The sequence below is a fragment of the Caulobacter sp. GW456-12-1-14-TSB4 genome (assembly GCF_059424195.1).
This window is the reverse complement of sequence record NZ_JBWKZF010000011.1, coordinates 71,655-97,527: the sequence shown is the minus strand read 5'-3', so window position 1 is coordinate 97,527 and position 25,873 is coordinate 71,655. Positions and strand designations below refer to the sequence as shown.

20 protein-coding genes are annotated in these 25,873 nt (G+C 68.2%); 16 read left to right on the top strand and 4 right to left on the bottom strand.

Translation table 11 applies throughout. From position 1 onward, the window contains the following. The first annotated feature begins 22 nt into the window (after window positions 1-22). Genes AC07YH_RS12700 through AC07YH_RS12660 form a run of 9 tightly spaced genes read left to right on the top strand, consistent with a single transcriptional unit; the run spans window position 23 to window position 9,190 of the window. The gene (locus AC07YH_RS12700) at window positions 23-343 is read left to right on the top strand and encodes an STAS domain-containing protein (RefSeq protein WP_494747343.1); all 321 of its coding nucleotides are present in this window, start codon (window positions 23-25) and stop codon (window positions 341-343) included. 2 nt (window positions 344-345) lie between these two features. Continuing rightward, entirely contained in the window at window positions 346-711 is a 366-nt protein-coding gene (locus tag AC07YH_RS12695; protein WP_125159379.1) for a response regulator, read from the top strand. Then, window positions 708-2,672: a chemotaxis protein CheA gene (locus tag AC07YH_RS12690; protein WP_494747342.1), complete on the top strand. Its 1,965-nt coding sequence runs from the start codon at window positions 708-710 to the stop codon at window positions 2,670-2,672. Before AC07YH_RS12695 ends, AC07YH_RS12690 begins: the two co-directional genes overlap by 4 nt. Window positions 2,673-2,683: 11 nt before the next feature. Next, window positions 2,684-3,172: a chemotaxis protein CheW gene (locus tag AC07YH_RS12685; RefSeq protein WP_494747341.1), complete on the top strand. Its 489-nt coding sequence runs from the start codon at window positions 2,684-2,686 to the stop codon at window positions 3,170-3,172. 16 nt (window positions 3,173-3,188) lie between these two features. After that, a complete protein-coding gene (locus AC07YH_RS12680; protein WP_494747340.1) occupies window positions 3,189-4,877 on the top strand; it encodes a methyl-accepting chemotaxis protein in 1,689 nt (562 codons plus the stop codon). A 55-nt stretch (window positions 4,878-4,932) separates the two neighbouring features. After that, entirely contained in the window at window positions 4,933-6,741 is a 1,809-nt protein-coding gene (locus tag AC07YH_RS12675) for a methyl-accepting chemotaxis protein (RefSeq protein WP_494747339.1), read from the top strand. Further along, window positions 6,738-7,223 carry a chemotaxis protein CheW gene (locus AC07YH_RS12670; protein WP_494747338.1) on the top strand — a complete coding sequence of 162 codons (486 nt, stop codon included), beginning with the start codon at window positions 6,738-6,740 and terminating at the stop codon, window positions 7,221-7,223. The genes AC07YH_RS12675 and AC07YH_RS12670 overlap by 4 nt, the downstream gene beginning before the upstream one ends. A gap of 13 nt (window positions 7,224-7,236) precedes the next feature. Beyond that, window positions 7,237-8,094 (top strand): CheR family methyltransferase, encoded by an 858-nt coding sequence (locus AC07YH_RS12665; RefSeq protein WP_494747337.1) that lies wholly within the window; start codon window positions 7,237-7,239, stop codon window positions 8,092-8,094. 4 nt (window positions 8,095-8,098) lie between these two features. Next, window positions 8,099-9,190, top strand: a complete 1,092-nt coding sequence (locus tag AC07YH_RS12660; RefSeq protein ID WP_494747336.1) for a protein-glutamate methylesterase/protein-glutamine glutaminase — start codon at window positions 8,099-8,101, stop codon at window positions 9,188-9,190. A 172-nt stretch (window positions 9,191-9,362) separates the two neighbouring features. Here AC07YH_RS12660 and AC07YH_RS12655 read toward each other — a convergent pair whose 3' ends face one another. Both AC07YH_RS12655 and AC07YH_RS12650 read right to left on the bottom strand, forming a co-directional pair. After that, entirely contained in the window at window positions 9,363-11,084 is a 1,722-nt protein-coding gene (locus tag AC07YH_RS12655) for a hypothetical protein (RefSeq protein ID WP_494747335.1), read from the bottom strand. Window positions 11,085-11,241: 157 nt separating this feature from the next. Continuing rightward, window positions 11,242-14,286 carry a TonB-dependent receptor domain-containing protein gene (locus AC07YH_RS12650; RefSeq protein WP_494747334.1) on the bottom strand — a complete coding sequence of 1,015 codons (3,045 nt, stop codon included), beginning with the start codon at window positions 14,284-14,286 and terminating at the stop codon, window positions 11,242-11,244. A 201-nt stretch (window positions 14,287-14,487) separates the two neighbouring features. On the opposite strand from AC07YH_RS12650, the gene AC07YH_RS12645 reads away from it, so the two are divergent. Beyond that, entirely contained in the window at window positions 14,488-15,165 is a 678-nt protein-coding gene (locus AC07YH_RS12645) for a TetR/AcrR family transcriptional regulator (protein ID WP_494614905.1), read from the top strand. A gap of 115 nt (window positions 15,166-15,280) precedes the next feature. On the opposite strand, the gene AC07YH_RS12640 is transcribed toward AC07YH_RS12645, so the two are convergent. After that, complete coding sequence (locus AC07YH_RS12640) at window positions 15,281-16,567, bottom strand: spinster family MFS transporter (RefSeq protein WP_494747333.1); 1,287 nt, start codon at window positions 16,565-16,567, stop codon at window positions 15,281-15,283. Between the two features lie 362 nt (window positions 16,568-16,929). Here AC07YH_RS12640 and AC07YH_RS12635 point away from each other — a divergent pair, with 362 nt between their 5' ends. The 6 genes from AC07YH_RS12635 (at window position 16,930) to AC07YH_RS12610 (ending at window position 25,158) form a co-directional block, all read left to right on the top strand. Then, complete coding sequence (locus AC07YH_RS12635) at window positions 16,930-19,083, top strand: TonB-dependent receptor (protein WP_494747332.1); 2,154 nt, start codon at window positions 16,930-16,932, stop codon at window positions 19,081-19,083. A 9-nt stretch (window positions 19,084-19,092) separates the two neighbouring features. Next, on the top strand, window positions 19,093-20,727 hold the full coding sequence (locus tag AC07YH_RS12630) for a carboxylesterase/lipase family protein (protein WP_494747331.1): 1,635 nt from the start codon (window positions 19,093-19,095) through the stop codon (window positions 20,725-20,727). Further along, the gene (locus tag AC07YH_RS12625; RefSeq protein WP_494747413.1) at window positions 20,724-22,280 is read left to right on the top strand and encodes an AMP-binding protein; all 1,557 of its coding nucleotides are present in this window, start codon (window positions 20,724-20,726) and stop codon (window positions 22,278-22,280) included. The genes AC07YH_RS12630 and AC07YH_RS12625 overlap by 4 nt, the downstream gene beginning before the upstream one ends. A gap of 109 nt (window positions 22,281-22,389) precedes the next feature. Beyond that, complete coding sequence (locus AC07YH_RS12620) at window positions 22,390-23,019, top strand: TetR/AcrR family transcriptional regulator (protein ID WP_494747412.1); 630 nt, start codon at window positions 22,390-22,392, stop codon at window positions 23,017-23,019. A gap of 73 nt (window positions 23,020-23,092) precedes the next feature. Continuing rightward, complete coding sequence (locus AC07YH_RS12615; RefSeq protein WP_494747330.1) at window positions 23,093-23,986, top strand: SDR family NAD(P)-dependent oxidoreductase; 894 nt, start codon at window positions 23,093-23,095, stop codon at window positions 23,984-23,986. Continuing rightward, window positions 23,986-25,158 (top strand): acetyl-CoA C-acyltransferase, encoded by a 1,173-nt coding sequence (locus tag AC07YH_RS12610; RefSeq protein ID WP_494747329.1) that lies wholly within the window; start codon window positions 23,986-23,988, stop codon window positions 25,156-25,158. Before AC07YH_RS12615 ends, AC07YH_RS12610 begins: the two co-directional genes overlap by 1 nt. On the opposite strand, the gene AC07YH_RS12605 is transcribed toward AC07YH_RS12610, so the two are convergent. Then, window positions 25,155-25,790 (bottom strand): TetR/AcrR family transcriptional regulator, encoded by a 636-nt coding sequence (locus tag AC07YH_RS12605; RefSeq protein WP_494747328.1) that lies wholly within the window; start codon window positions 25,788-25,790, stop codon window positions 25,155-25,157. The two genes, AC07YH_RS12610 and AC07YH_RS12605, sit on opposite strands and share 4 nt — an antisense overlap. Window positions 25,791-25,873 lie beyond the last annotated feature (83 nt).

The following is a 25,873-nucleotide window of genomic DNA, read 5'->3' as shown; positions in this document are numbered from 1 at the left end:
CTATATTGCTGTGGGGGCGAATGTGTCAGGCGAAGTTGATAGTTCAGTTGTCCAATTTTCGGGTAACGTGACTATTTCAAATATTTCGGATGCGCATAATATTCTGCTCGCTGCTCTCGAGCGGAACAACTCCATCACAATTGATATCGACGCCCTCGAAGAGGCGGATCTGACTTTCGTACAACTGATCGAGTCTGCTCGCCGTTCCGCTGCGGAAGGCGAATGCTCCATCACGTTGCGACAACCGGCCCAAGGGGCGGTTCTGCAGGTCCTGCAACGCGGCGGCTTCCTGGATCCCGAAGACGCGGACCGGGCGAATTTCTGGCTTCAAGGGGCGAACTGACCATGACCGCGATCCTCACCGTCGATGATTCGGCATCCATCCGCGCGGCCATCAAGATCGCCCTGACCGGCGAAGGTTACAGCGTCACCGAGGCCGCGCACGGCGCCGAGGGCCTGGACAAGGCCTCGGCCGGCGGCTTCGACCTGATCGTCACGGACCTGAACATGCCGATCATGGACGGCTTGACCATGATCCGCGAGCTGCGTCAGCGCCCGGCCGGCGCCGGCGTGCCGATCCTGTTCCTGACCACCGAGAGCGACGCCGACGTGAAGGCTCAAGCGAAAGCGGCCGGCGCCACCGGCTGGCTGACCAAGCCCTTCGATCCCGAGCAACTGGTCCGCGTCGTCAAGAAAGTCCTCGCCAAATGAGCGGCCTCGATCCTATCGAGACGTTCCGCCAGGAGGCCCAGGAGCTGCTCGAGCAGGTCGAACAGGGTCTGCTCGATCTGGCGCGCCGTCCCGGGGATCGGGCGCTGATCGACACCATCTTCCGGGGGCTGCACACCCTGAAGGGCTCGGGCGCCATGTTCGGCTTCGACGCCCTGGCCGCCTTCACCCACCACTGCGAAACCGCCTTCGATCGCGTCCGCAAGGGCGAGGTCCCGGCTTCGCCCAGCCTGGTCTCGGCCGTGCTGGCCGCCCAGGACCACATGCGCGCCCTGGCCGAGGGAACCCCTGTGGTCGACGGCGCGGGCGACGCCCTGCTGGCCGACCTGCAAGCCGCCATCGATGGCGGCGACGCCGTACCGGCCGCGGCGACGCCGGCTGCGCCGGGCCTCAACACCTTCAAGATCCGCTTCAGCCTGCCGGCCGACGCCCTGATCAACGGCGCGCGTCCGCTGCCGCTGCTGGACGAACTGCGCGACCTGGGCGAGGCCCGCGTGCGGGTCATCACCGACGACGTCCCGGCGCTGAACCAGCTGGTCCCCGCCGAGTGTCGCCTGGCCTGGGAAGTCCTGCTGACCACCAAGCATGACCGCGACGCCATCGACGACGTCTTCATCTTCGTGATCGACGAGATGACGCTGGAGGTCGAGGACCTGACGGCCGCCGCCGCCGTGGTCGAAGAAGCCGAAGTCGTCGAAGCCGTCGCCGTCCAGGAAGACGCCGCGCCGGTCGCCGCCAACGCCCCCGCCGAAAACGGCCGCGCCAAGTCCGGCGACACCGTCCGCGTCCCGGCCGAGCGTCTCGACGAGATGATGGACCGCGTCGGCGAGCTGGTCATCGCCCAGTCGCGCCTGAAGCAGCTGGCCGCCTCCAGCACCGACGTCGCCCTGCGCGCCGTGGCCGAGGAGATCGAGCGTCTGGCCTCGGAGATGCGCGACACCATGATGGTCGTGCGCATGGTGCCGATCGCCCAACTGTTCGGCCGCTTCCGCCGCCTGATCCACGATCTGGAGCGCGACACCGGCAAGCAGATCGAGCTGTCGACCGAAGGCGAGACCACCGAGCTGGACAAGACGGTGATCGAGCGCCTGGCCGACCCGCTGATCCACCTGATCCGCAACTCCGCCGACCATGGCCTGGAAGGCGCCGAGCAACGCCTCGCCGCCGGCAAGCCGGCCGTCGGCAAGATCATGCTGGCCGCCCGCCAGTCGGGCGCCGAGGTGGTGATCACCATCACCGACGACGGCCGGGGCGTCGATCGCGCCCGCGTCCGCGCCAAGGCGGAAGAGAACGGCCTGATCCAGCCGGGTCAGGTGCTGAGCGACAACGAGCTGCTGCAGCTGATCTTCGCCCCCGGTTTCTCGACCGCGGCGGCGATCACCAACCTGTCGGGCCGTGGCGTCGGCATGGACGTGGTCAAGAAGACCATCGAGGGCCTGCGCGGTTCGATCGAGATCACCTCGACGCCGGGCGAAGGCTCGGTGGTGTCGCTGCGCATCCCGCTGACCCTGGCGATCATCGATGGCCTGCTGGTCCGCGTCGGCACGGGCCGCTACGTCATCCCGCTGGCCACGGTCGAGGAATGCGTCGAGCTGACGCCGGCCCAGGACCTGCGCTCCACCGGTCGCAACCTGATCACCCTGCGCGACGAGCTGGTGCCGTTCATCCGCCTGCGCGAGCAGTTCGCGACGGGCACGGCGCCCGACCAGCACCAGAAGATCGTCGTCGTCGCCACCGGCCAGGACCGGGTGGGCCTGGTCGTCGACCAGATCCTCGGCGACCACCAGACGGTCATCAAGCCGCTGTCCAGCTTCCACGCCGATGTCGGCGCCTTCTCGGGCGCGACGATCATGGGAGACGGCGGCGTGGCCCTGATCATGGACATTCCCGCCCTGGTCAGCCTCGGCCAACGCCACGACGCGCAACTGCGCGCGGCCGGGTGAGGGGAGAGATGATGACCCAGCAAGACACCATCGAAGCCCTGACCTTCGACCTGCAGGGCGAGACCTTCGCCCTCGAGGCCAGCTATGTGCGCGAGGTCCTGGACCTGCTGCCCGAGACCCCGGTCCCGGGCGCGCCGGCCTTCGTCGGCGCCGTGATCAACTTCCGTGGCCGCGTGATCCCGCTGGTGGACCTGCGCATGGCCTTCGACATGACCGTCGGCGAGACCACGATCGACAACCGCATCGTCGTCATCGAGCACCCGCTGGACGGCGAACCCACGCTCATCGGCCTGCGCGCCGACAAGGTGCACGAGGTGACCTCGATCACCGCTGACACCACCGAGGAAGCCCCCCGCGTCGGCATGCGCTGGCGGGCGGACTTCATCCGCCGCCTGGTCCGCCGCAACGGCGACGTGATCGTGCTGCCGGACCTCGACCAGATCTTCGCCGCCCGGGGGCAGTCGGCTCCCATCAACGCCCTCCACACTGCTCAACGCTGATCGCCCGGAGTTTCCCATGCGACTGACCATCAAGCTTCAGCTCGGCCTGGCCTTCGGGTTCGTGATCGCCCTGCTGCTCATCGGCAACGTCTTCGGCATCACCAGCCTGGCCAAGACGAACAAGGCCCTCAACGACATGGTGGATGGCCCGGCCACGCGCCTGGAAGCCGCCCAGCAGCTGAACATCCACCTGCTGAACGTCGTGCGCGCCGAGAAGAACATGATCCTCGTCGGCACGCCCGAGGAAGTGAACAAGCTGGAAGCCTCGATCGACAAGGAGCGCGAGGCGTTCCAGGGCCTGCTGGCCAAGGCCGAAGGCATGGCCACCGCCGAGGGCAAGCCCAAGTGGCAGTCGCTGGGCGGCGCCTTCGACCAGATGATGGAAGTCCACGGTCGCGTGCTGGCGCTGGCGCTGGCCGATCGTGACGCCGACGCCACCGCCCTGTCGATGGGCGACGGCCGCAAGGCCGTGGTCGAGGCCGGCGCCAAGGTCCAGGAACTGGTCGAGCTGTCGAAGGCCCAGCTGGAAGGCGCGACCGACAAGGCCGACGCCGACTTCGCCAACACCCGCAACCTGCTGATCGGTCTGTCGATCATCTCGCTGCTCGGCGCGGCCGCCGCGGCGCTCTACATCTCGATGGCGGTCAGCAAGGGCCTGAACCGCGCTTCGGACGCCGTGAAGATGGTGGCCGACGGCGACCTGACCAAGTCGATCGACATCACCACCCGCGACGAGATCGGCGATCTGCTGGGCCACGTGAACGTCATGATCGAGCGCCTGCGCGGCGTGGTCGCCGACGCGATCTCGGCCTCGGAGAACGTCTCTGCCGGCAGCCAGGAACTGTCGGCCACCTCGGAGCAGATGAGCCAGGGCGCCACCGAGCAAGCCTCGGCGGCCGAACAGGCCTCGGCCTCGATGGAAGAGATGGCCTCCAACATCAAGCAGAACGCCGACAACGCCTCGCAGACCGAAAAGATCGCCCGCCAGTCGGCCATCGACGCCGAGACCTCGGGCCAGGCCGTCAGCAAGGCGGTCGACGCCATGCAGACGATCGCCGAGAAGATCACCATCGTCCAGGAGATCGCCCGTCAGACCGACCTGCTGGCCCTGAACGCGGCGGTGGAAGCCGCCCGCGCCGGCGAGCACGGCCGTGGCTTCGCGGTCGTCGCCTCGGAAGTGCGCAAGCTGGCCGAGCGCTCGCAGACCGCCGCCGCCGAGATCAGCGCGGTGTCTTCCGACACCGTGAAGGCCGCCCAGTCGGCCGGCGAGATGCTGACCAGCCTGGTGCCGAACATCCGCAAGACCGCCGAACTGGTCGCCGAGATCAGCGCCGCCTGCCGCGAGCAGGACATCGGTTCGTCGCAGATCAATGAAGCGATCCAGCAACTGGACAAGGTCACCCAGCAGAACGCCAGCGCCTCGGAAGAGATGTCGGCGACCTCGGAAGAATTGGCCGCCCAGGCCGAGGAGCTTCAAGCCTCGATCGCCTACTTCCGCACGGACTCGCACGGCGGCCAGCGCGCGCCGGTGCGCAAGGCCGCGCCGGCCAAGCGTCCGGCCTCGACGACCTCGGTCCGCAAGGCCCCGGCCAAATCGGCCACGCGTCCCGTCGCCGCCCAGCAGGCCCGCGTGGCCGGCTTCGCCCTGGACCTGACCAGCGGCGGCCCGGACGCCGACGACGCCGACTTCAAGCAATACGCCTAGTACCGACGAGGCCGGGGCCGAAGAGCGGTCCCGGCCAAGTCTTGAGGGACATTCCATGCGTCTGACGATCAAGCTCAAACTGATCTCCGCCTTCTCGCTCCTGATCGCCATGCTGATGGCGGCGACCGTCTTCAGCGTCACCAGCCTGAGCGGCTTGAACACGCGTCTCCAGACGGTGCTGAGCGGGCCGGTGGTGCAGCTGTCGCAAGCCCAGCAGCTGAAGACGGCCTTCGTCGAGATGATCCGGTCGCAGAAGAACCTGATCCTGGCCACGGACCCTGAGAAGGCCAAGGGCTACGAAGGCGACATCCTGAAGTTCCGCAAGCAGTTCGAAGGTCTGCTGGCGAAGTCGGAGGCCGCCGCGCCGGCCGCCGACAAGGCGCAGTGGGCCCAATTGCATGATGCGTGGGACCAGTACGCGCCGATCGAGAGCGAGGTCCGCAGCCTGGCCCTGGCGAACAAAGCCACCGAGGCCACGCGCCTGTCGCAAGCCAGCTCGTCCAGCCAGATCACCGCCGCCGTGCGCAAGACGACGGCCGATCTCGTCGATCTCCAGCAGACGCACCTGACGGAGGCCGAGGCGGCCGCCGGCAAGGTCTACGAGCACACCCGCATGGTGCTGATCATCGCGGCCGTCCTGGCCCTGGTGATCGCCGTGGCCGCCGCCTGGTGGATCGCCCGCACCATCCTGGAGGGCCTTCGCCTCGTGGCGCGCGCCATCGACGCCGTCGCGATCGGTGACCTGAACCACGAGGTCAAGGTCACCGGTGACGACGAGATCAAGGACCTGGTGGTCACGGTCGAGAAGATGACCGCCAACCTGCGCGAGACCGCGGCCCTGGCCGACAAGGTGGCCGACGGCGACCTGACCGTCCGCCCCAAGCCGCTTTCGGATGTGGATACGCTGGGCCTGGCTCTCGAGCGGATGGTCGAGCGCCTGCGTGGGGTCGTGGCCGATGCGGTGACGGCTTCGGAGAACGTCTCGGCCGGCAGCCAGGAACTGTCGGCGACCTCGGAGCAGATGAGCCAGGGCGCCACCGAGCAGGCCTCGGCCGCCGAACAGGCCTCGGCCTCGATGGAAGAGATGTCGGCCAACATCAAGCAGAACGCCGACAACGCCTCGCAGACCGAGAAGATCGCCCGCCAGTCGGCCATCGACGCCGAGACCTCGGGCGCGGCGGTCAACAAGGCCGTCGATGCGATGCAGACCATCGCCCAGAAGATCACCATCGTTCAGGAGATCGCCCGTCAGACCGACCTGTTGGCGCTGAACGCGGCGGTGGAAGCCGCCCGCGCCGGCGAGCATGGCCGTGGCTTCGCGGTCGTCGCCTCGGAAGTGCGCAAGCTGGCCGAGCGCAGCCAGACCGCCGCCGCCGAGATCAGCGCCGTGTCGTCGGACACCGTCAAGGCCGCGCAGTCGGCCGGTGAGATGCTGACCACCCTGGTGCCGAACATCCGCAAGACCGCCGAGCTGGTCGCCGAGATCAGCGCCGCCTGCCGCGAGCAGGACATCGGCGCCGGCCAGATCAACGAAGCGATCCAGCAGCTGGACAAGGTCACCCAGCAGAACGCCAGCGCCTCGGAAGAGATGTCGGCGACCTCGGAAGAGCTCGCCGCCCAGGCCGAGGAACTGCAGGTGTCGATCGCCTACTTCCGCACGGACTCGCACGGCGCCCAGCGCGTTCCGGCGCGCAAGGCCGCCCCGCGCGCCGTCGCGGCCAAGCGCTCGCCCGCGCCGACCGTGCGCAAGCCCGGCCGCAACGCCGTGGCCGGCCAGCAGGCCCGCGTGGCGGGCTTCGCGCTGGACCTGACCAGCGGCGGTCCCGACGACGCCGACGCCGATTTCAAGGAATACGCCTCGTGACCGGAACGACCGAACAGTTCGTCACGCTAGGCCTCGGCGCCGAGGTCTTCGCGGTGCCCGTGGTCCTGGTCCGCGAGATCCTCGACTACGCCAAGCCGTTCGGCATCCCGGATGGCCCGGCGTACCTCCTGGGTCTGACCGACGTGCGCGGTCGCGGCGCTCCGACTCTGGACCTGCGGCTCAAGTTGGGTCTGCCCGCCGTGCCGCCCGACGGCGCGACGCGCATCCTGGTCGTCGATGTGCCGGTCGAGGACCGCACCCTGTCGCTGGGCCTGGTCGCCGACCGGGTGATCGAGGTGGTGTCGTTCGACGCCAGCCAGATCGAAGCCTCGCCGGACATCGGCGTGCCGTGGCGCTCGGAATACATCCGCGGCGTCGTGCGCCGCGACTCTTCTTCTGGGGTTGGGGGCTTCGTCGTGATCTTCGACCTGGCCCGCCTGCTGACCAGCCAGGACGCCGCCTACCTCGCCCAAGCCGCCTGAGATCGGACCGTCATTGTCGCAAGCCGCTCTCGCCCTGCAGCCGGTCTCGGTCGGCGAACCGCTCAGCAGCCGTAACTTCGCGCGGCTGGCCGAATTCATCCACGGCTACAGCGGCATCAAGATGCCGTCCAACAAGCGGACCATGCTGGAAGGGCGCCTGCGCCGCCGGATGCGGGCCAACCGCATGGACAGCGTCAACGACTATTGCCGCTACCTGTTCGAGGAGGGTGGTCTCGAGGCCGAGACGATCCACCTGATCGACGCGGTGACGACCAACAAGACCGAGTTCTTCCGCGAGCCGGTGCACTTCACCTTCATGGAGAAGACGGTGCTGCCGCACCTGGCCAAGAGCCGTCGGCACATCAACGTCTGGAGCGCGGCGGCCTCGACCGGGGCCGAGCCCTACACCCTGGCCATGGTGCTGGACGAGTTCTGCCAGGAGCGTCGCGGCCTGGACTATTCGATCCTGGGCACGGACATCTGCACCGAGGTTCTGGACCAGGCGATCGCCGGCCGCTTCATCGAGTCGATGATCCAGCCCGTGTCCATGCCCCGTCGCCAGCGCTATGTGATGAAGGCCAAGGACCCCTCGCGCGGCGAAGTGCGGATCGTGCCCGAACTGCGCAGCAAGGTCGCCTATGGCCGTCTGAACCTGATGGACGAGAGCTATCCCGTCGAGCAGCAGATGGACATCATCTTCTGCCGCAACATCCTGATCTATTTCGACAAGCCGACCCAGGCCAAGGTGTTGGAGCGCCTGTGCCGCCACCTGGCGCCCGACGGCTACCTGTTCCTGGGCCACTCGGAATCCATCGTGGGCATCGATCTGCCGCTGAAGCAGATCGCCAACACCGTCTTCCAGAAGGGCTAGCCCCTTGGCCGGCAAGATCCGTGTCCTGATCATCGACGACTCCGCCACGGTCCGTCAGACCTTGGCGAGCATCCTGGAGTCCGATCCGCAGATCGAGGTGATCGGCGTCGCCTCCGACCCGTTCGTGGCCGCCAAGCGCATCCGCGACGAGATCCCCGACGTCATCACCCTGGACGTCGAGATGCCGCGCATGGACGGCATCACCTTCCTGCGCAAGCTGATGGCCCAGCACCCGATCCCGGTGGTGATGTGCTCGTCGCTGATCGAGGCGGGGTCCGAGACCCTGCTGCAGGCCCTGGAGGCCGGCGCGGTCGACATCGTGCTGAAGCCGAAGATTGGCGTGGCCGACGCTCTGATGGAGTCGCGCATCCGCATCTGCGACGCCGTGAAGGCCGCCGCCAGCGCCCGCGTGGCCGGCGCGCGTCGCCCGCCCGTGGCCGTCCAGCGTCCGATCCATGAGCCGGAGAAGAAGCTGACCGCCGACGCCATGCTACCTCCGCCTTCCGGTCGGGCCATGGCCAAGACGACGGAAGCCATCGTCTGCATCGGCGCCTCGACGGGCGGGACGGAAGCCCTGCGCGCGGTGTTGGAAGACCTGCCGCCGGACTCGCCGGGCATCGTCATCGTCCAGCACATGCCCGAGAAGTTCACCGCCTCGTTCGCCAAGCGCCTGGACAGCCTGTGCGCGGTCTCGGTCAAGGAGGCCGAGGACGGCGACACCGTGCTGCGCGGCCGGGTGCTGATCGCGCCGGGTAACAAGCACACGATCCTGGAGCGCAGCGGCGCCCGCTACTACGTCTCGGTCAAGGATGGCCCGCTGGTCACCCGCCACCGGCCGTCGGTGGATGTGCTGTTCCGCTCGGCCGCGCGTTCGGCCGGCTCCAATGCCGTGGGTGTGATCATGACCGGCATGGGCGACGACGGCGCGCGCGGCATGAACGAGATGAAGCAGGCCGGGGCCTTCACGATCGCCCAGGACGAGGCGACCTCGGTGGTGTTCGGCATGCCGAAGGAAGCCATCGCGCTGGGATGTGTGGATCGCGTGGCGCCGTTGCAGTTGCTGGCCAAGGAAATCCTGAAGGCGTCTAGCCGGTAGGGCTTGAGCTAAATCTGACAGCCCCAAAATCTTGTCATCCCGGCCGCAGCGAAGCGGAGAGCCGGGACCCACGGGCAACCGCACTGCCATTGGCCCCTGGGTCCCGGACAGCGCTACGCGCTTCCGGGATGACAAGTATTTCTGGCTTTTGAGAAGGTGCGCAGCGAGCGCCCTAGAACAGCAGGTCGTCGTCCTCGACGGCGGCCGGCGTCTCCACCTCGACCACCGCCACATCCAGACCCGCCGTCATCGCCGCGTGGACCTCACGTTCCTGGGCCATGGTGTAGCACCGCGCCAGATCGGTCAGCAGCGGCGACAGGGCGCTCATCACGTCATCGACCGCGACATCGCCCGACAGGCCCGCCAGTTCGGCTGCGGCCTGGTCGAGGTGGTCGCCGACCTGGCGCTGGAAGTCGAAGCGGGCGGCGGCGCGCTTGAGCATCTCGACGACGTCGGCGCCCTGGCGAGCGGCGTCCACGAGGTCGCCCTCGACGGCGTCGCCGGTCTTGCGGATACGGCCGATGGCGTCGCGCAGCGCATGAGCGGCGTTGGCCGAGCTGTCCTGGCCGTCGGCTTCGGGCTGGGCGTCGGCCGAGGCCGACAGCGACTGCAGCGCCGTCAGGGTGCGGGCGGCCGAGGTTTCCAGGTGGCCGGCATGGGCGCGCAGCTCGACGGCGATGACGCCCAGCGGCTTGCCGGTCTCACCGATGCGCGAGCACTTCAGCGTGGTGTTCAGCGCCATCATCTGCACGTCGGCGCGCATGTTCTGGATGGCTTCGATCTGGGCGACCAGGTCGCGGGCCGAGCTGGCGGCCGAGCGGCTGACCGCCTCGGCCTCACGCGCGCCGGCGTCGATGTCGTCCACGAGGGCGAAGGCGTCGCCGACGCTGCTCTCCAGGCCGCGCAGGAAGCTGGCGTCCTTGTCCGAACCGCCGCCTTGGGCGTGGTCGCGCAGGCGCAGGATCTCGCTGGCGTCGCCGGCGATGGCGCCGATGCTCTGGCCGATGCGCGAGACGTCGCGATGGAAGTCGTCGATCGTGGCGTTCAGCTGGGCGGCCAGCAGGCGGTGCACGAAGGCTTCCAGCCGCGCACGGCCGTCGGCGGGCAGGGCGCGGACGGATGACGTGTCCAGCAGGGCCAGGCCGTGCTGGACGTGCTCGATGCGCTGGCGGGTGATGTCGCCGATCTGCAGGGCGGCCAGGGCCGAGCCGATCTTCTTGCGGACATCGCGGACCAACTCGCCGACGCGGGCGGTGATCTGGGCGATCTTGGCCTGGTGCTCGGCGATGGCGGCGGTCTGGCCGACCAGGGCGTCGGGCACGGCCGGCAGCAGCCCGTCGCAGCGGCGGCGCAGCTCGTCCTCGTGGTTCAGGGCCGCGCGCAGGGCGCCGTCCATGCCTGCAAGGTCGTTGCGGAAGGTGTCCAGCTGGGTGCGGCCCAGCTCGATGCAGTCGCAAATCTCCTGGGCGAAGATCGCGAACTCCGGACCGGCGGCCAGGATGCCGCCCGAGGTGATCTTGATGTTGACGCCGAAGACCCGGAGGTAGGCCAGGTGCTGGCGCATGTCCTCGATGCAGGCTGTCAGAGCGTCGCCGGCGCGGACCAGGCCTCCGAGGCGGTCGCGACGGTCGTGCAGGGTCCGGGGCAGTTCGCGCAGCTGGTCGGAAGCCTGGCCCAGCTGGCGGGTGGCCGCGGCGACCTCCTGGCCGTCCAGGCCTTCGCGCATGCGGTCCAGGGCGGTGATCAGGGCGTTGGCGCCGTCGACGACCTGCGAGAGGACGTTGCCGACCTCCAGGAAGCGGCCCTCGATCGCGCCACGCGCGGCTTCGAGGCGCGTGTGGGCGCCGCTGTCGCCAGCCGGGGAGGTCGATAGTGCCAGAGACGAAAGGGCCATGAACTCGCCGTTCGAACAGTGACCCCGACAATCAACCACAATGTGCGAATTTGGCGTAAAGGCCCGCGAAAGTGGCGATCGGCCCGTCCCTGTAAAGAAAGACGGCGGGCGACCCGAAGGCCGCCCGCCGCAGAGGCAGGAACGGGGAGTACCGAACTTAGAAGGACTTCTTGACGCCCAGCTCGAAGGTCCGGCCCAGTGGGTTGCCGGTCCACGGGTCGTAGCCGAACTCTTCCTGGGCTGGGGGCGGATCGCGGTCGAAGATGTTGGCGACCGTCGCCGTCAGGGCCATGCTGTCGCCCAGCTGCAGGCGATAGGTGAAGTCGGTCGTCACCCAGGCCTTGCCGTTCTCGCCATACTGGACGCCGGCCCGCTCATCGACGACCGCCGAGACGTAGTTGACGCCCAGGCGGAAGTTCTGGCGGCCCAGTCCATAGTTGAGGCCGAGATTGGCCCGCAGCTTGGGCGCGGCCTGGGCGAAGGTGGCGAAGTTCAGCGTGCCGAGGCGATCGTCGCCGGTCGAGATGGTCACGCCGTCCAGGGTCGTCGCGCCGGTCTTCAGCTCGGTGACGCGGGTGGCGGTGAAGCTGATGTCCAGATCGCCGGGACCGACCGGCAGGCCGTAGTTGGCCTGGACGTCGAAGCCCTTGGTCGTCTGGCCCGGGCCGTTGCCGTAGCGGGTCGAGACGGCCGAGAAGGTGCCCACGCCGCTCATGCCGACCGCGCAGCCGCTGTTGAAGGTGATGCGGGCCAGCAGGGGCTGCTTGGCCACATCGCAGGTGGTGATCGTGCCGCCCGCGCCGTTGAACACCAGGCTGGCGATCTGGTTCGGGTCGGCGACCTGGCCGATCTGGTCCTTCGTCTTGATGTCGAAGTGGTCGACGATCAGGCGGAACTTGTGATCGGCGGCCAAGCCCCGGCTCTGCCAGATGGCGCCGAGATTGGCGGTCTTGGCGGTCTCGGGCTTGAGGTTGGCGTCGGTGATGAACTGCGCCGCCAGCCAGTTGCTGGCCGCTACCGTGTAGGTGCGCGCGGCCACCGTGATGGCGCCCGGCTGCACGCCCAGCGGCGGGGTCTGGTAGTTGGTGCCGTACGAGCCGCGCAGGGTCAGCGGGCCCCAGACGTTCCACTTGCCCGACACCTTGTAGACGGTGGCGCCCAGGTCGTTGGAGAACTTCTCCTTGCGGGCCGCCAGCTGGATGTCGACCGTCGAGAACAGCGGCACCTGCAGCTCGCCGAACAGCGAGTACTGGCTCTGGTCGGCCTGGACCGGGATGGTCGGGGCGAACAGCACGAACGGACCCGGCGCGTCGGGGGTGCAGCCCCGGAAGTTCGGATCGTTGGTCGGCAGCGGATTGGCCGGCAGGTTGGCCGAGCCCGGGCCGTTGGCGCTGGTCGTGCCGGCGGGCCATTCGCACTGCACCGTCCCGTTGTTGAACGGGCTGGAGACGATCTGGCGGCTCTCGAACGAGCGATACTGGGCGCCCAGGGCCCAGCCCACTTCACCGCCCGGCAGCTTCAGGCCCGAGCGGCCGTTGAACACCAGGTCGGCGGTGAAGTTGTTAGACTTGGTCTCGACGCCGCGCGGGTCGAACATCCAGAGGGCGAGGTCCTCGGGGTTTTCGTGGCCGGCGACGTAGTTCGGGTTGGCGAGGCCCCGCACCGGCTGGCCCTTGAACGAGCTGGAGAAGGGGTTCCAGTACTGGCAGCCGTTCTTGCCGGCGGCGGCCGCGTTCTGGGTGCCGAAGCGGGTCGGGTCCAGATCGGCGGCCTTGCAGTTCGGACCGCCGAAGCCGTTCAAGGCTTCCTGCAGGCGATAGCCGATGGTGTCGGCGTGGGTGTTGTAGTTGTAGGCGTCGTTATAGGTCAGGGCGAAGTCGTAGCCGACCGCCTTGGCGAAGGGCGCGATGTCCCCGAGGTCGCCGGTGATCCCGGCCGACACGCGCCAGACCTTGTTCTCGATCTTGTCGGCCACGCCGAAGCCGTCGCCGCCGGAGTAGTACGGGTTACCGCCGTGGCCGAAGAGCCGGTAGGTGATCGGCGTGAAGCCCGAGGCGCCGACGATGCCGTTCTTGGCGGCGAACTCGGCCGCGAACGGGTTGCTGATCGGCACGTAGAACTGGTTGACGGCGCCCGTCGTCAGGGCCGGACCGCGCGACACCGGCTGGGCCGGCGAGCCCATCACCTGCGGCAGGTCCACCTTGCCGTACGAGGCGTCGGCGTGGAACTTCATGCTGTCGGTGATGTCGGCCTTCAGCTGGGCGTAGAGCCGGTAGGTGTCCTGGTTCTCCACCAGCCGGTAGTACGGGATGTAGTTGTAGGCGCAGGTGTAGACGTTATCCATGCGGCCGCCGACGGCGGCGCAGCTGGCGGCGGTGAAGTCCGAGACGATGCCGCCCAGGTTCGCGCCCCACTCGCCGGTGTCCGTCGCGGTCGGGACGGCGGGCAGGGGACCGCGCGGCTGCCAGCCGGTCAGATTGGTCAGGGTCGACCAGGGCGCGGGGTTGTAGCCCGTACCCGGCGTCAGCGAGGCCTTGGTGAAGTCGCGCTCCAGCGTGTTCAGGCGCGAGCGGTGCTCGTACTCGGCCGAGACCAGCAGGTTGACCCGGTCCTCGCCGATGCCGCCCATGAAACCGACCGAGTAGTCGCCCTTCGAGCCCCTGATCTGCTTGTACTGGCCCTGCGCCTCCAGCCCGACGAACTTGTCGCGGGTGATGAAGTTGACCACGCCGCCGGTGGCGTCGGCGCCGTAGATCACCGCCGCGCCGTCCTTGAGGATCTCGGTTCGCGACAGGGCGATCGAGGGCACGTTGGCGGTGTTCTGGTTCATCCGCCGGCCGTTCAGCAGCACCAGCGTCTTGTCGGCCCCCAGGCCGCGTAGATTGTAGTTCACCGAGCCGACCAGGGTCGGACCGCCGAAATAGTAGCTCTCGCCCGTGGTCGGGCCCGAGATGGTCAGGCTCTTGGCGAACTCCAGCGCCGTCGGCGAGCCCTGCTTCTCCAGGTTCTCCTGCGAATAAACCTCCACGGGGAGGGCCGCATCCAGAGCCGAGCCCCGGATGTTGGAGCCGGTGACGACGATCTCCTCGACCTGCGTGTTGGTGTCCGGAGCCGTCTTTTCCTGACCCCACGCCGCCGGGCCAAAGCCCGCGATCCCGATCAGCAGCGCGACGCCCGACGCGCTCGTAAGCCCAAGTCTCATGTGGCGATCCCTCCCTGTTGAATGAGTCTGTAACGCTCATTCTCACAAGAGTGAGTATTGTGGCGCCGCTTCCACGCCGTCAATGATCATTGTTCGGCGACCCCGGAACGGGGCGTGCGCCCAATGATTGCCGTTATGGGAATGATTGACAGGGGCGCGCCACGCCGACTACGCGGCGAGGGGTAGGACCAGGAGGACGGTTTGGCAGGAGCCACCGCGGAGGAGGCCAAGGAGCGCCCGCGCACCAAGGCCGAGCAGCGCGCCCAGAGCCTGGAGCAGATCCTGGACGCGGCCGAGTACCTGTTCTCGCAGAACGGCCTCTATGGCGTGACGCTGCGCGATGTGGCCGTGCGCGTGGGCATCCACACGACGCTGCTGAACTACTATTTCAAGGACAAGACCAACCTGTTCGAGGCCGTGTTCGCGCGGCGGGCCGGGGTCACGTCCGGCCGGCGGATGATCGCGCTGGAGCAGTACGAGCAGGCGGCTGGCGGTGCGCCCACCGTCGAGGGTGCGCTGCACGCCTTCCTCGATACCGACCTCGACCTCTATTACGAGGGCGGCGAGCACTGGATGAACTACGGGGCCTTCTGCGCCCGGGTCAGCAACACGCCCGAGGGCGCGGCGCTGATGGATGAGCACTTCGATCCGGTCGTGCTGAAGCTGGTCGGCATCCTCAAGCGCGCCCTGCCGGACTATGCCGACGAGGAGATCTTCTGGGGCTACCACTTCGTGTCGGGGGCGCTGATGAACACCCTGGCGCGGACGGGACGGATCGACCGGCTGTCGAGCGGCCTGTGCCACTCCGACGACTTCCCGGCGATCAAGAAGCGGATCGCGCGGTTCATGGCGGCAGGCTTTATCGCGCTGAAGGAGTAGGGGCGGAGCCGAAAACCCCGCCCTTCGACAAGCTCAGGGTGAGGTTTTCTACTGAAGCGCCCTAGCAGTCGTCCTCATCCTGAGCTTGTCGAAGGACGAGGACGGTCCCCCGGCGTTAGCCGCGCTCCGCCTTCTTGAAGATCCGCGCCAGCCACAGGAACAGGCCGATCGCGATCACGTAGAATGGGACCAGCGTGTAGAGCGCCATCTGCAGCGAGTTGTGCGGGTGCGCGGCTTTGAAGAAGTCGCTGGCCGCGCCGACATAGGTCGGGCCAAGGCCCAGCCCGATGAAGTTCATGACCAGCAGCAGCAGGGCGCCGGACATCACCCGCTGATCGGGCCGCACCTCTTCCTGGACCAAGGCCACCGACGAGGACAGGTAGAAGTAGTTCAGCACCGTCGGCCCGGTCAGGAAGGCCAGGGCCACCGGCCAGGTCGGGGCCCAGACGAAGCCGATATAGAACGGGATCGCCAGGGTCAGGGAGATGACCGGAGCCATGGCGTAGACGACCTTGGACGTCTTGCGGAAGCGGTCGATGACGCGACCCGAGGCGTAGATGCCGGCGCTCATGCCGATGCCGACGACGAGGGAGTACCAGACGGCGACCTCGCCCAGGGCCATGCCCTTCTCGCGCATCAGGAACAGGGTGGTGAAGTTGCCCAGGCCATAGGTGACGAACTGGGTCGCGCCGCTGCCTAGCGAGGCCAGCACCAGGGTCGGGCGCGAGAAGAACATCTTCAGCGTCGCCCAGAAGCCGGCCTTCTCGATCTTGGCCTGCGTGCCGTCCAGACCGCCGCGCGGCGGCTCCTTGACCATCAGCGGCAGGGCCACGGCGGCGAACAGGCCGACGATGCCCAGGATCACGAAGGCGTAGCGCCAGTTGAAGGCCGCCGCGATCGCCGCGCCGAACGCGATGCCCAGCGCCGCGCCGACCGGCGGACCCAGATTGTAGATGCCCAGCGCGGTTCCTCGCCGGTGGGCCGGGAAGTAGTCGGAGATGATGGCGTAGGAGGGCGGCACCCCGCCGGCCTCGCCGAAGCCGACCGTCATCCGGGCGAAGGCGAACTCGCCATAGCCGCGCGACAGGCCGCAGGCGACGGTCGCCGCGCTCCAGATGCCGCAGGCCAGGCTCAGCACCGCCACGCGGTTGGTGCGGTCGGCCAGCCAGCCGACCGGGATGGCGATGAAGCAGTAGAACATCGCGAAATAGAGACCACCGATCAAACCGAGCTGGCTATCGCTGACGTGCAGTGCGTCCTGGATCGGCTTGGCCAGGATCGACATCAGCTGCCGGTCCAGGAAGTTCAGCACATAGACGAACCACAGCATGCCCAGCACCAGCCAGGCACGGCCGCTGGTCGGCGCGTGGCCGGCGTCTTCGGACAGGGAGGGGGCGTTCATCGAGCGAGCGTCCAGGCAAGCGGACGGAGTCGCGGCGTCATCGCGCACTTGGTGTTCAAGGCTTCCTCCCGATGGCCGTTCTTTTTGAACTTGGCCTGTTTGGAGGATGACCCCAATTCCAATCGCTCGTCAATCTTCACACGCAAGTGAGTGAGTATTGACACGAGCCAGGATCGCCGCCACCGTCAGCGCACAAACGTCGACGTCCAACGATCGACACGCGTTCGGGGAGGAACGTCATGAAGGCTGGTCTGCTGGCGTCGGCTTGCGCCGTCGCGCTCGTATCATTCGCCACACAGGTCGCGGCCCAAACGGCCGCTGACGATCAAGGCCAAAACACCCAGGGAAGGGGCGACGCCGCATTGGTCGGAGAAGTCATCGTCACCTCGACCCGTCGCCCGGAAAAGGTCCAGGACGTGCCGCTCAGCGTCACCGCCTTCGACCAGAAGGAGCTGACCGCCAAGGGCATCGTCGGCTTCGAGGGCCTGGCCCGCCAGACGCCCGGCGTGGTGCTGAACCGCGCCACCGCCAACTTCAACAACTTCACGGCTCGGGGCATCGCCACCAACGGCTATGGCGCCAACCTGCAGAGCACGGTCGCCGTCTATGTCGACGAACTGCCGATCTCGACCATCGGTAACACCACGGTGCTGGACCCCAACCTGTTCGACGTCGAGCGGGTGGAGTTCCTGCGCGGTCCGCAGGGCACGCTGTTCGGCTCCGGCTCGCTGTCGGGCGCGCTGCGCATCCTGACCAAGGCCCCGAACCTCTCCAGCCGCGAGGGCGCGGCCCTGGTCGACTTCGGCCTGACGGGCTCGGACTCGCTGCGCCAGCGCTACAACGGCATGTTCAACCTGCCGATCATCCAGGACAAGCTGGCCCTGCGCGTGGTCGGCTTCTACCGGCACGAGGAAGGCTATCTCGATAACGTCGGCACCGGCGTCCACAACTCCAACACCCTGGTCGACTGGGGCGGCCGCGCGACGCTGCTGTGGAAGCCCAACGACCGCCTGTCGGTGAAGGCGCTGTTCTCCTACGAGGACAGCAACCCCAAGGACTCGTCGATGGTCGATCCGTCCCTGGGCCGCAACAAGCGGATCTCGGACCGGCCGGACCAGTTCGTCGGCGAAATGCGCAGCCACAATGTCACGGTCGACTACCAGTTCGACGGCGCGCGCTTCACCAGCTCGTCGACCTATTCGAAGTTCGACCAGAAGTTCTATGTCGACCTGGCCGGCACCTTCAATCAGGCGATCGCCTTCGCCCTGGACGCCGGCGGCTTCCAGAAGACCTTCGTCGAGGAGGCGCGCCTGGCGTCCGATCCGGGCGGCAAGCTGGACTGGGTTGTCGGCGGCTTCTATCTCGATCGCCGCCTGGACGTGGACTACTTCTACCGTTCCAACCCGGCCTTCCTGACCTCGCACGGCATCACGGGCCTGCCGGACGAGTACTACCAGCGCCAGTACACCCACATAAACTCGTCGGAGAAGGCCGCTTTCGGCCAGCTGACCTATCACTTCAGCGACAAGGTCTGGGCCACCGGCGGCATGCGCTATGGCCGGGTCGAGGCCCAGGGCTTCACCGAGGCCGGCGGCTACAGCAGCGCCTATCTGACCAACGCCCTGTTCGGCATCCGCGGCCCGCTGGTCCTGACGCCGTTCGCGGCCGCCTCGGGCGTCAAGGCGACCGGCAGCAAGCCGTCGTTCAAGGTCAGCCTGTCGTACAAGCCGTCGCCGACCCTGACGACCTACGCCACGGTCTCGACCGGCTTCCGCACCCCGGTGGTCAACGCCTTCGCCGGGCGACCCAGCCTGGTCAATCCCAACGATCTGACCATCCCGAACGGCGCCACCTCGGACGATCTGACCAATTACGAGGTCGGGGCCAAGGGGCGGTTCCTGAACGGTTTGGTCTCGGCCAATGTCGCCGTCTACCTGATCGACTGGAGCAACATCCAGGTCCAGGCCAACCGCGTCTCCGACAGCGTCCAGTTCGCCACCAATATCGGCGCGGCGCGCAGCAAGGGGATCGAGCTGGAGCTGCTGGCCTTCCCGGCCAAGGGCCTGACCATCGGCCTGAACGGCTCGCTGAACGACGCCAAGGTCACGCAGCTGACCCCGGCCGAGGCGGCGATCTCCGGCGCGGTGGTCGGCGCGCGCCTGGCCTCACCGAAGGTGCAGGGCTCGCTGTTCGTCAACTACGGCTGGGACCTGACGCCGAAGGCCAAGGCCAACCTGTCGGTCGTGCTGCAGCACGTCGGCTCGTATCCGGGCTCGTTCCAGCACGTGCCGGGCCAGCCGACCGTGACCAGCGCCACCTACGGCTTCACGGACTCGTACCAGAACGTCAACGCCACCTTCGCCGTGGCCATGGGCGACACCACGATCGGGGCCTATGTCGAGAACCTGTTCGACGACCACTCGATCACCTACGTCCACCCCGAAGCGTTCATCGCCAGCCGGTTCGCGACCATGCGGCCGCGCACGGCCGGCGTGCGCCTTGGCTATGCGTTCTAGGGGGCGGTGATGAGAAAGCGTCTCCTCGTCTCGGCTCTGGCGCTCCTGGCCCTCGCGCCGGCTGCCGCCTTCGCCGAGGCCCCCGTCGTCAAGGCCCCGGCCGGCGCCGTTCGCGGCGTCGCCCAGGACGGCCTTGAGGTCTTCAAGGGCATCCCCTATGCCGCGCCGGCCATCGGGGCCCTGCGCTGGAAGCCGCCCGCCGCGCCGGCCACCTTGACCGGCGTCCGCGACGCCCTGGACTTCGGCGCGTCCTGCATGCAGGCCAAGCCGCGTCCGGGCAGCATCTACGCCTCGCCGCTGAAGGCCTTCAGCGAGGACTGCCTGTCGCTGAACGTCTGGACGCCGGCGAAAGCCAAGAAGGCGCCGGTGCTGGTCTGGATCCACGGCGGCTCGCTGATCGCCGGCTCCAGCGCCGAGGGCATGTATGACGGCGCTGCCCTGGCCAAGCGCGGGATCGTCGTGGTGTCGATCAACTACCGCCTCGGCGTGCTCGGCTACATGGCCCATCCGGAGCTCAGCGCGGAGTCGCCTGACCACGTCTCGGGCAACTACGGCCTGCTGGACCAGATCGCGGCCCTGAAGTGGGTCCAGAAGAACATCGTCGCCTTCGGAGGCGATCCGGCCCAGGTCACCATCGCCGGCGAGTCCGCCGGTGGCTTGAGCGTCATGTACCTGATGGCCTCGCCGCCGGCTCGGGGGCTGTTCAGCAAGGCCATCGCCCAGAGCGCCTACATGGTCTCCACGCCCGACCTCCGCGACGGCAAGTACGGCCACATCCCGGCCGAGACCATGGGCGCGATGACGGCCGAAAAGCTGGGCGCCAAGTCGCTGGCCGACCTGCGCGCCATGGACGCCGAAAAGCTGACAACCGCCGCCCTGATGGCCGGCTTCCAGACCTTCGGCGCGGTCGACGGCAAGGTGCTGCCCAAGCAGCTGGTCAACACGTTCGACGCCGGAGAGCAGGCGCATGTGCCGATCCTGGCCGGCTTCAACAGCGGCGAGATCCGTTCGCTGCGCTTCCTGGCCCCGCCGCCGCCGACCGACGCCACCGCCTACGAGAAGGAAATCCGGGCGCGCTACGGCGATCTCGCGGACGACTTCCTCAAGCTCTATTCCTCCAGCGACGTGCCCGAGAGCGTGCTGCTGACCACCCGCGACGCCCTCTATGGCTGGACAGCCGAGCGCCTCGTCGCCAAGCAGACCGCCGCCGGCCAGCCGGGCTATTTCTACCTGTTCGACCACGGCTATCCGGCCGCCGAGGCCGCGAACCTGCACGGCTTCCACGCCAGCGAACTGCCCTACGTCTTTGGGACCGCCAAGGCGACGCCGCCGGCCTGGCCGAAGAACCCGGACACGCCGGAAGAGGCCAAGCTGACGGCGGCCATGGGCGACTACTGGGCCTCGTTCGCCAAGGATGGCGCGCCCAAGGCCGCCGGCCAACCGACGTGGAAACCCTACGGCGCCGCGCGCGCCTACATGGCCTTCGCCGACGGTCCCCAGCCGGGCGTCCACCTGCGTCCTGGCATGTACGAACTGAACGAGACGGTGATGTGCCGCCGACGCGCCCAGGGCGACACGTCCTGGAACTGGAACGTCGGTGTGGTCGCGCCGCCGATCCCCCCTGGAGTTGCTCAGTGCCCATGATTGACGGCGAGATGCAGGCGTTCGCCCTGACGCTCGACAAGTTCCTGGACCACGCCGCCAAGTGGCGTCCCGACGGCCAGGTGGTGACCGCGCGTGAGGGCGGACGGATCGACCGGGTCGGCTATGCGGACCTGCGCGACCGCGCTTTGCGGGTCTCGTCGGGGCTGGCGGGGCTGGGCGTGCGCAAGGGCGACCGCGTCGCCACCCTGGCCTGGAACACCCAGGACCATGTCGAGGTCTGGTTCGCGATCATGGGCATGGGCGCGGTGTGCCACACCCTGAACCCGCGCCTGACCGTCGAGCAGCTGGCGGCGATGATCGTGCAGTCCGAGGCGCGTGTGCTGATCGCCTCGGCCGACCTGGCGCCGGCGGCTCGCAAGATCATGGACTCAGCGCCGAGCGTCGAGCGGCTGCTGGTCATCGATGGCGAGGCGGAGGAGGGCGAGGCGCTCGAACCCCTGATAGCCGCCGCCAAGCCGGACTACGTCTGGGGCCAGTTCGAGGAGACCGCGCCCAGCGGCCTGTGCTTTACCTCGGGCACGACGGGCGCGCCCAAGGGCGTGACCTACACCCACCGCTCCAGCTACCTGCACACCCTGCGGGCTCTGCAGGTGGACGTGATGGCGATCTCGGGCGCCGACGCCGTGCTGGCGGTGGTGCCGATGTTCCACGCCAACGCCTGGGGCCTGCCGTTCGCGGCGCCGGCGGTCGGCGCCAAGCTCGTCCTGCCCGGCCGCAACGCCGACGGCGCCAGCCTGGCCCGCCTGATCGCCGCCGAGGGCGTCACCATCGGTGTCGGCGTGCCCACCGTCTGGCTGGGCCTCGTCGAGCACCTGGAAGCGACCGGTGAGAAGTTGCCGTCGTTGAAGCGCATCATGGTCGGCGGCGCGCCGATGCCGCCGGCCTTGATGGAGCGGATCGAGCAGGGGTTGGGCGTCATCGTCCAGACCAGCTGGGGCATGACCGAGTTGTCGCCCTCCGGCACCGTGGCCCCGCTCAGTGCGCCGTCGCAGGCGGCGCTGTCGGGCCGTCCGGCCGTGGGCGTGGACCTGCTGCTGACCGACGCCGACGGCGTGGCCTTGCCGCAGCAGCGCGACGCCGAGGGCCATCTGCGCGTGCGCGGCGCGGCGGTGGTCGAGCGCTATTTCGGCCACGAGACCTCGGCCACCGACGCCGACGGCTGGTTCCCGACCGGCGACCTGGCGCGCATCGACGCTGCGGGCAACCTGATCATCACCGGCCGCGCCAAGGACCTGATCAAGTCCGGCGGCGAGTGGATCAATCCCGCCGAGATCGAGGCGGTGGTCGCCTCCTTGCCCGAGGTGTCGCTGGCCGCCGTCATCGGCCGGTCCGACCCCAAGTGGGGCGAGCGCCCGATCCTGTTAGTTGAGACGCAGGGCGAGGTCACCGACGAGGCGCTGCTGGCCTCGCTGAAGGGCCGGGTGGCCAGCTGGTGGATACCCGATGCGGTGTACCGCCTGCCGCGCATGCCTCTGGCGTCCACCGGCAAGATCGACAAGATAAGGCTGAGAACGGAGTACGGCGGCGGCTGATAGTTCGTCCGTCCCCGTCTCTCGTCCCAACGCCAGGAAGTCCCGATCAGTGTCCGAAGCCGCTACGCCCCGTCGACGCACCACCAAGGCCGAACAGCGCGCCGAGAAGATGGAGCAGATCCTCGACGCGGCCGAGGAACTGTTCTCCAAGCACGGGCTCTATGGTGTCACCCTGAAGGACGTGGCCAAGCAGGTCGGCGTGCACCACACGCTGATGAACTACTACTTCGACGACAAGAAGACCCTGTTCGACGCGGTCTTCGCGCGCCGGGCGAACGTGACCATCGAGCGGCGGATGACGGCCATGGACGCCTATGAGGCGGCCGCCGGGGGCAAGCCGACGGTGGAGGGCGCCCTGCGCGCTTTCCTCGACACCGACCTGGATCTCTACATGGAGGGCGGGGACGGCTGGAAGAACTACGCCGCCCTCGGCGCCCAGGTCGCCAACACGCCGGAGTGGGGCGCGTCGCTGATGGACGCGCACTTCGACCCGGTGGTCCTGCGCCTGATCGACCTGCTGAAGAAGGCCCTGCCGGACTGTCCGGAGGCCGACATCTTCTGGGGCTACCACTTCGTCACCGGAGCGCTGATGCTGACCCTGGCCCGCACGGGCCGGATCGACAAGCTGTCGGGCGGGGTCTGCAAGTCCGACGACTTCCATGCCGTGAAGGAGCGGATGGCCGCGTTCATGGCCGCCGGCTTCATCGCGGCCTGCGAGCGGCGCAAGGCGCAGACTTAAGGGACCGCCTTCGTTCGAGATCAATCCGTCAAAGACATTCACTAACAGTCTAGTGAGCAAAGGGGATTTTGTCATGATGCTGCAAGGACGCGTCGCGATCGTCACGGGCGCCGGCGGAGGCCTGGGCCGCGCCCACGCGCTGTACCTGGCCGGGCAGGGCGCCAAGGTGGTCGTCAACGACCTCACCCAAGAGGCCGCCGATCGCGTGGCCGCCGAGATCGTCGCCCAGGGCGGCGAGGCGTTCGCCGTGGCGGCCTCGGTCACAGACGAGGCTGCCGTCAATGCGATGGTCGAGCAGGTCGTGGCGCGCTGGGGCCGGGTCGACATCCTGATCAGCAATGCCGGCATCCTGCGCGACAAGACCTTCGCCAAGATGGACCTTTCCGACTTCCGCCTGGTGGTCGACGTCCACCTGATGGGCGCGGCCGTCTGCGCCAAGGCCGTGTGGGCGCTGATGCGCGAGCAGGGCTATGGCCGCATCGTCATGACGACCTCGTCCTCCGGCCTCTACGGCAATTTCGGGCAGGCCAACTATGGCGCGGCCAAGATGGCGCTGGTCGGGCTGATGCAGACCCTGGCCATCGAGGGCGAGAAGTACAATGTCCGCGTCAACTGCTTGGCCCCGACGGCGGCCACGGGCATGACCGAGGGCGTGCTCTCGGCCGAGAGCCTGGCGCTGCTGGACCCCGCCTTCGTCAGCCCGGGCCTGCTGGCCCTGGTCCAGGACGACGCCCCGACCCGCACGATCCTGTGCGCCGGCGCGGGCCACTTCGCCACCGCCAACGTCACCCTGACCGACGGTCGCTATATCGGCGGCGGTGCGGACGCGGGCGAGCAGCTGATCCGCCAGTGGGACGGCGTCAGCGATCGGGCGGGCGAGATCGTCCCGGCCTACGGCTTCACCCAGGCCGAGCGAGAAGTGGCTAGCGCCAGCCTGATGGCCGCCGCCGCCAAGGAGCCCGCGTGATGCGTCAGGCCGTCATCGTCTCCACGGCGCGCACGCCGATCGGCCGCGCCTATCGCGGGGCCTTCAACGACACCCCGTCGCCGACCCTGGCCGCCCACGCTCTGACCCACGCGGTCCAGCGTGCAGGCGTCGATCCGGGCGAGATCGAGGACTGCATCCTCGGCTGCTCGCTGCCGCAGGGCTCTCAGGCCACGATCGGTCGGATGGCGGCTCTGCGGGCCGGCTTCCCGGTCGAGGTCCCAGGCATGACCATGGACCGCCAGTGCTCGTCGGGCCTGATGACCATCGCCACGGCCGCCAAGCAGGTCATCGTCGACCGCATGGACGTCATCGTCGCCGGCGGCGTCGAGTCGATCTCGCTGGTCCAGACCCCGCAGATGCGGGTCGATCAGGACCCCGAGCTCGTGGCGATGCACCCTGACGCCTACATGCCGATGCTGGACACGGCCGAGACGGTCGCGGCTCGCTACGGGATCACCCGCGAGGTCTGTGACCTCTACGCCCTGTCATCGCAGCAGCGCGCGGCGGCGGCTCAGAGCACCGGACGCTTCGAGGCTGAACTCGTGCCGATGACCGCGAACATGAAGGTCGCCGACAAGGAGAACGGCGCGGTCTCGCATCGCGAGATCACGCTAGGCCGCGACGAGGGCGTGCGGCCGGACACCACGCTGGAAGGCCTAGCGGCCTTGAAGGTCGTGCGCCCCGGCGGCACGGTCACGGCCGGTAACGCCAGCCAGCTGTCGGATGGCGCCTCGGCCTGCGTGGTCATGGAGGCGGGCCTGGCCGAGAAGCGCGGCCTGCAGCCGCTGGGCCGCTATGTCGGCATGGCCGTGGCCGGGACCAAGCCGGACGAGATGGGCATCGGCCCGGTCTTCGCCATCCCGCGCCTGCTGGAACGCTTCGACCTCAAGATCGACGACATCGGCCTGTGGGAGCTGAACGAGGCCTTCGCCTGCCAGGTCGTCTATTGCCGTGACCGCCTGGGCATCCCGGACGAGCTGCTCAACGTCAACGGCGGCGCCATCGCCATGGGCCATCCCTACGGCATGTCGGGCGCGCGCCTGACCGGCCACGCCCTGATCGAGGGCAAGCGGCGAGGGGCCAAGCACGTCGTCGTCACCATGTGCGTCGGCGGCGGCATGGGCGCGGCGGGGCTGTTCGAGGTGCTCTAGGCGGTCTTCGTCCCGAACGCGGCCATGAAGGTGCGGACCGCGGTCTCGACCTCGGCGTCGACCTCCTCGGAGGTCGGCGCGCCGATATAGTTGACCAGCCGCGCCTTCAGCATCCGGTTCTGGCAGAGACCGATGAACTGGTGGCCGGCGGCGATCGGGTCGGGGACGTCGATCCGGCCTTCCAGCTTCATCCGGGCCAGGAAGCCGCCCAAGAGGCGCGCGCCGCGCAAGGGGCCGGCCTCGTAGAACGCCCGGCCGATGTCGGGCGAGCGTTCCGACGCCGTCGCGATCAGGCGGAAGTGGCGCATGTTGCGATCGGACATGACGTTGGTGACGTAGCGCTTGCCCAGGCGGGTAAGGGCCGCGCGCACGTCGTCGCCCTCGTCGTCCAGCAGGGCGAACATCTCCTGGCCCTGCCAGCTGCAATAGCGCTCCACGTGGGCCTGGAAGATGTCTTCCTTGCTCTTGAAGTAGTTGTAGAGCGTGCTTTTCGAGCCGCCGACCTTGGCCGCGATGGTCGACATCGAGGCGGCGTCGAAGCCCTCCTCCAGAAAGACTTCTGCGGCGATGTCGAGGATCGCCTCGCGGCGGGCGTCGCGATCCAGGCGGGGTTTTGTGTCGGTCGTCGTCATGAACTTTTTCCGACCGTACGGTACGGTCGCCTTGACTGTAGCACAGGAGGGGCCTACTTGCACTCCAGCATATGACTATACCG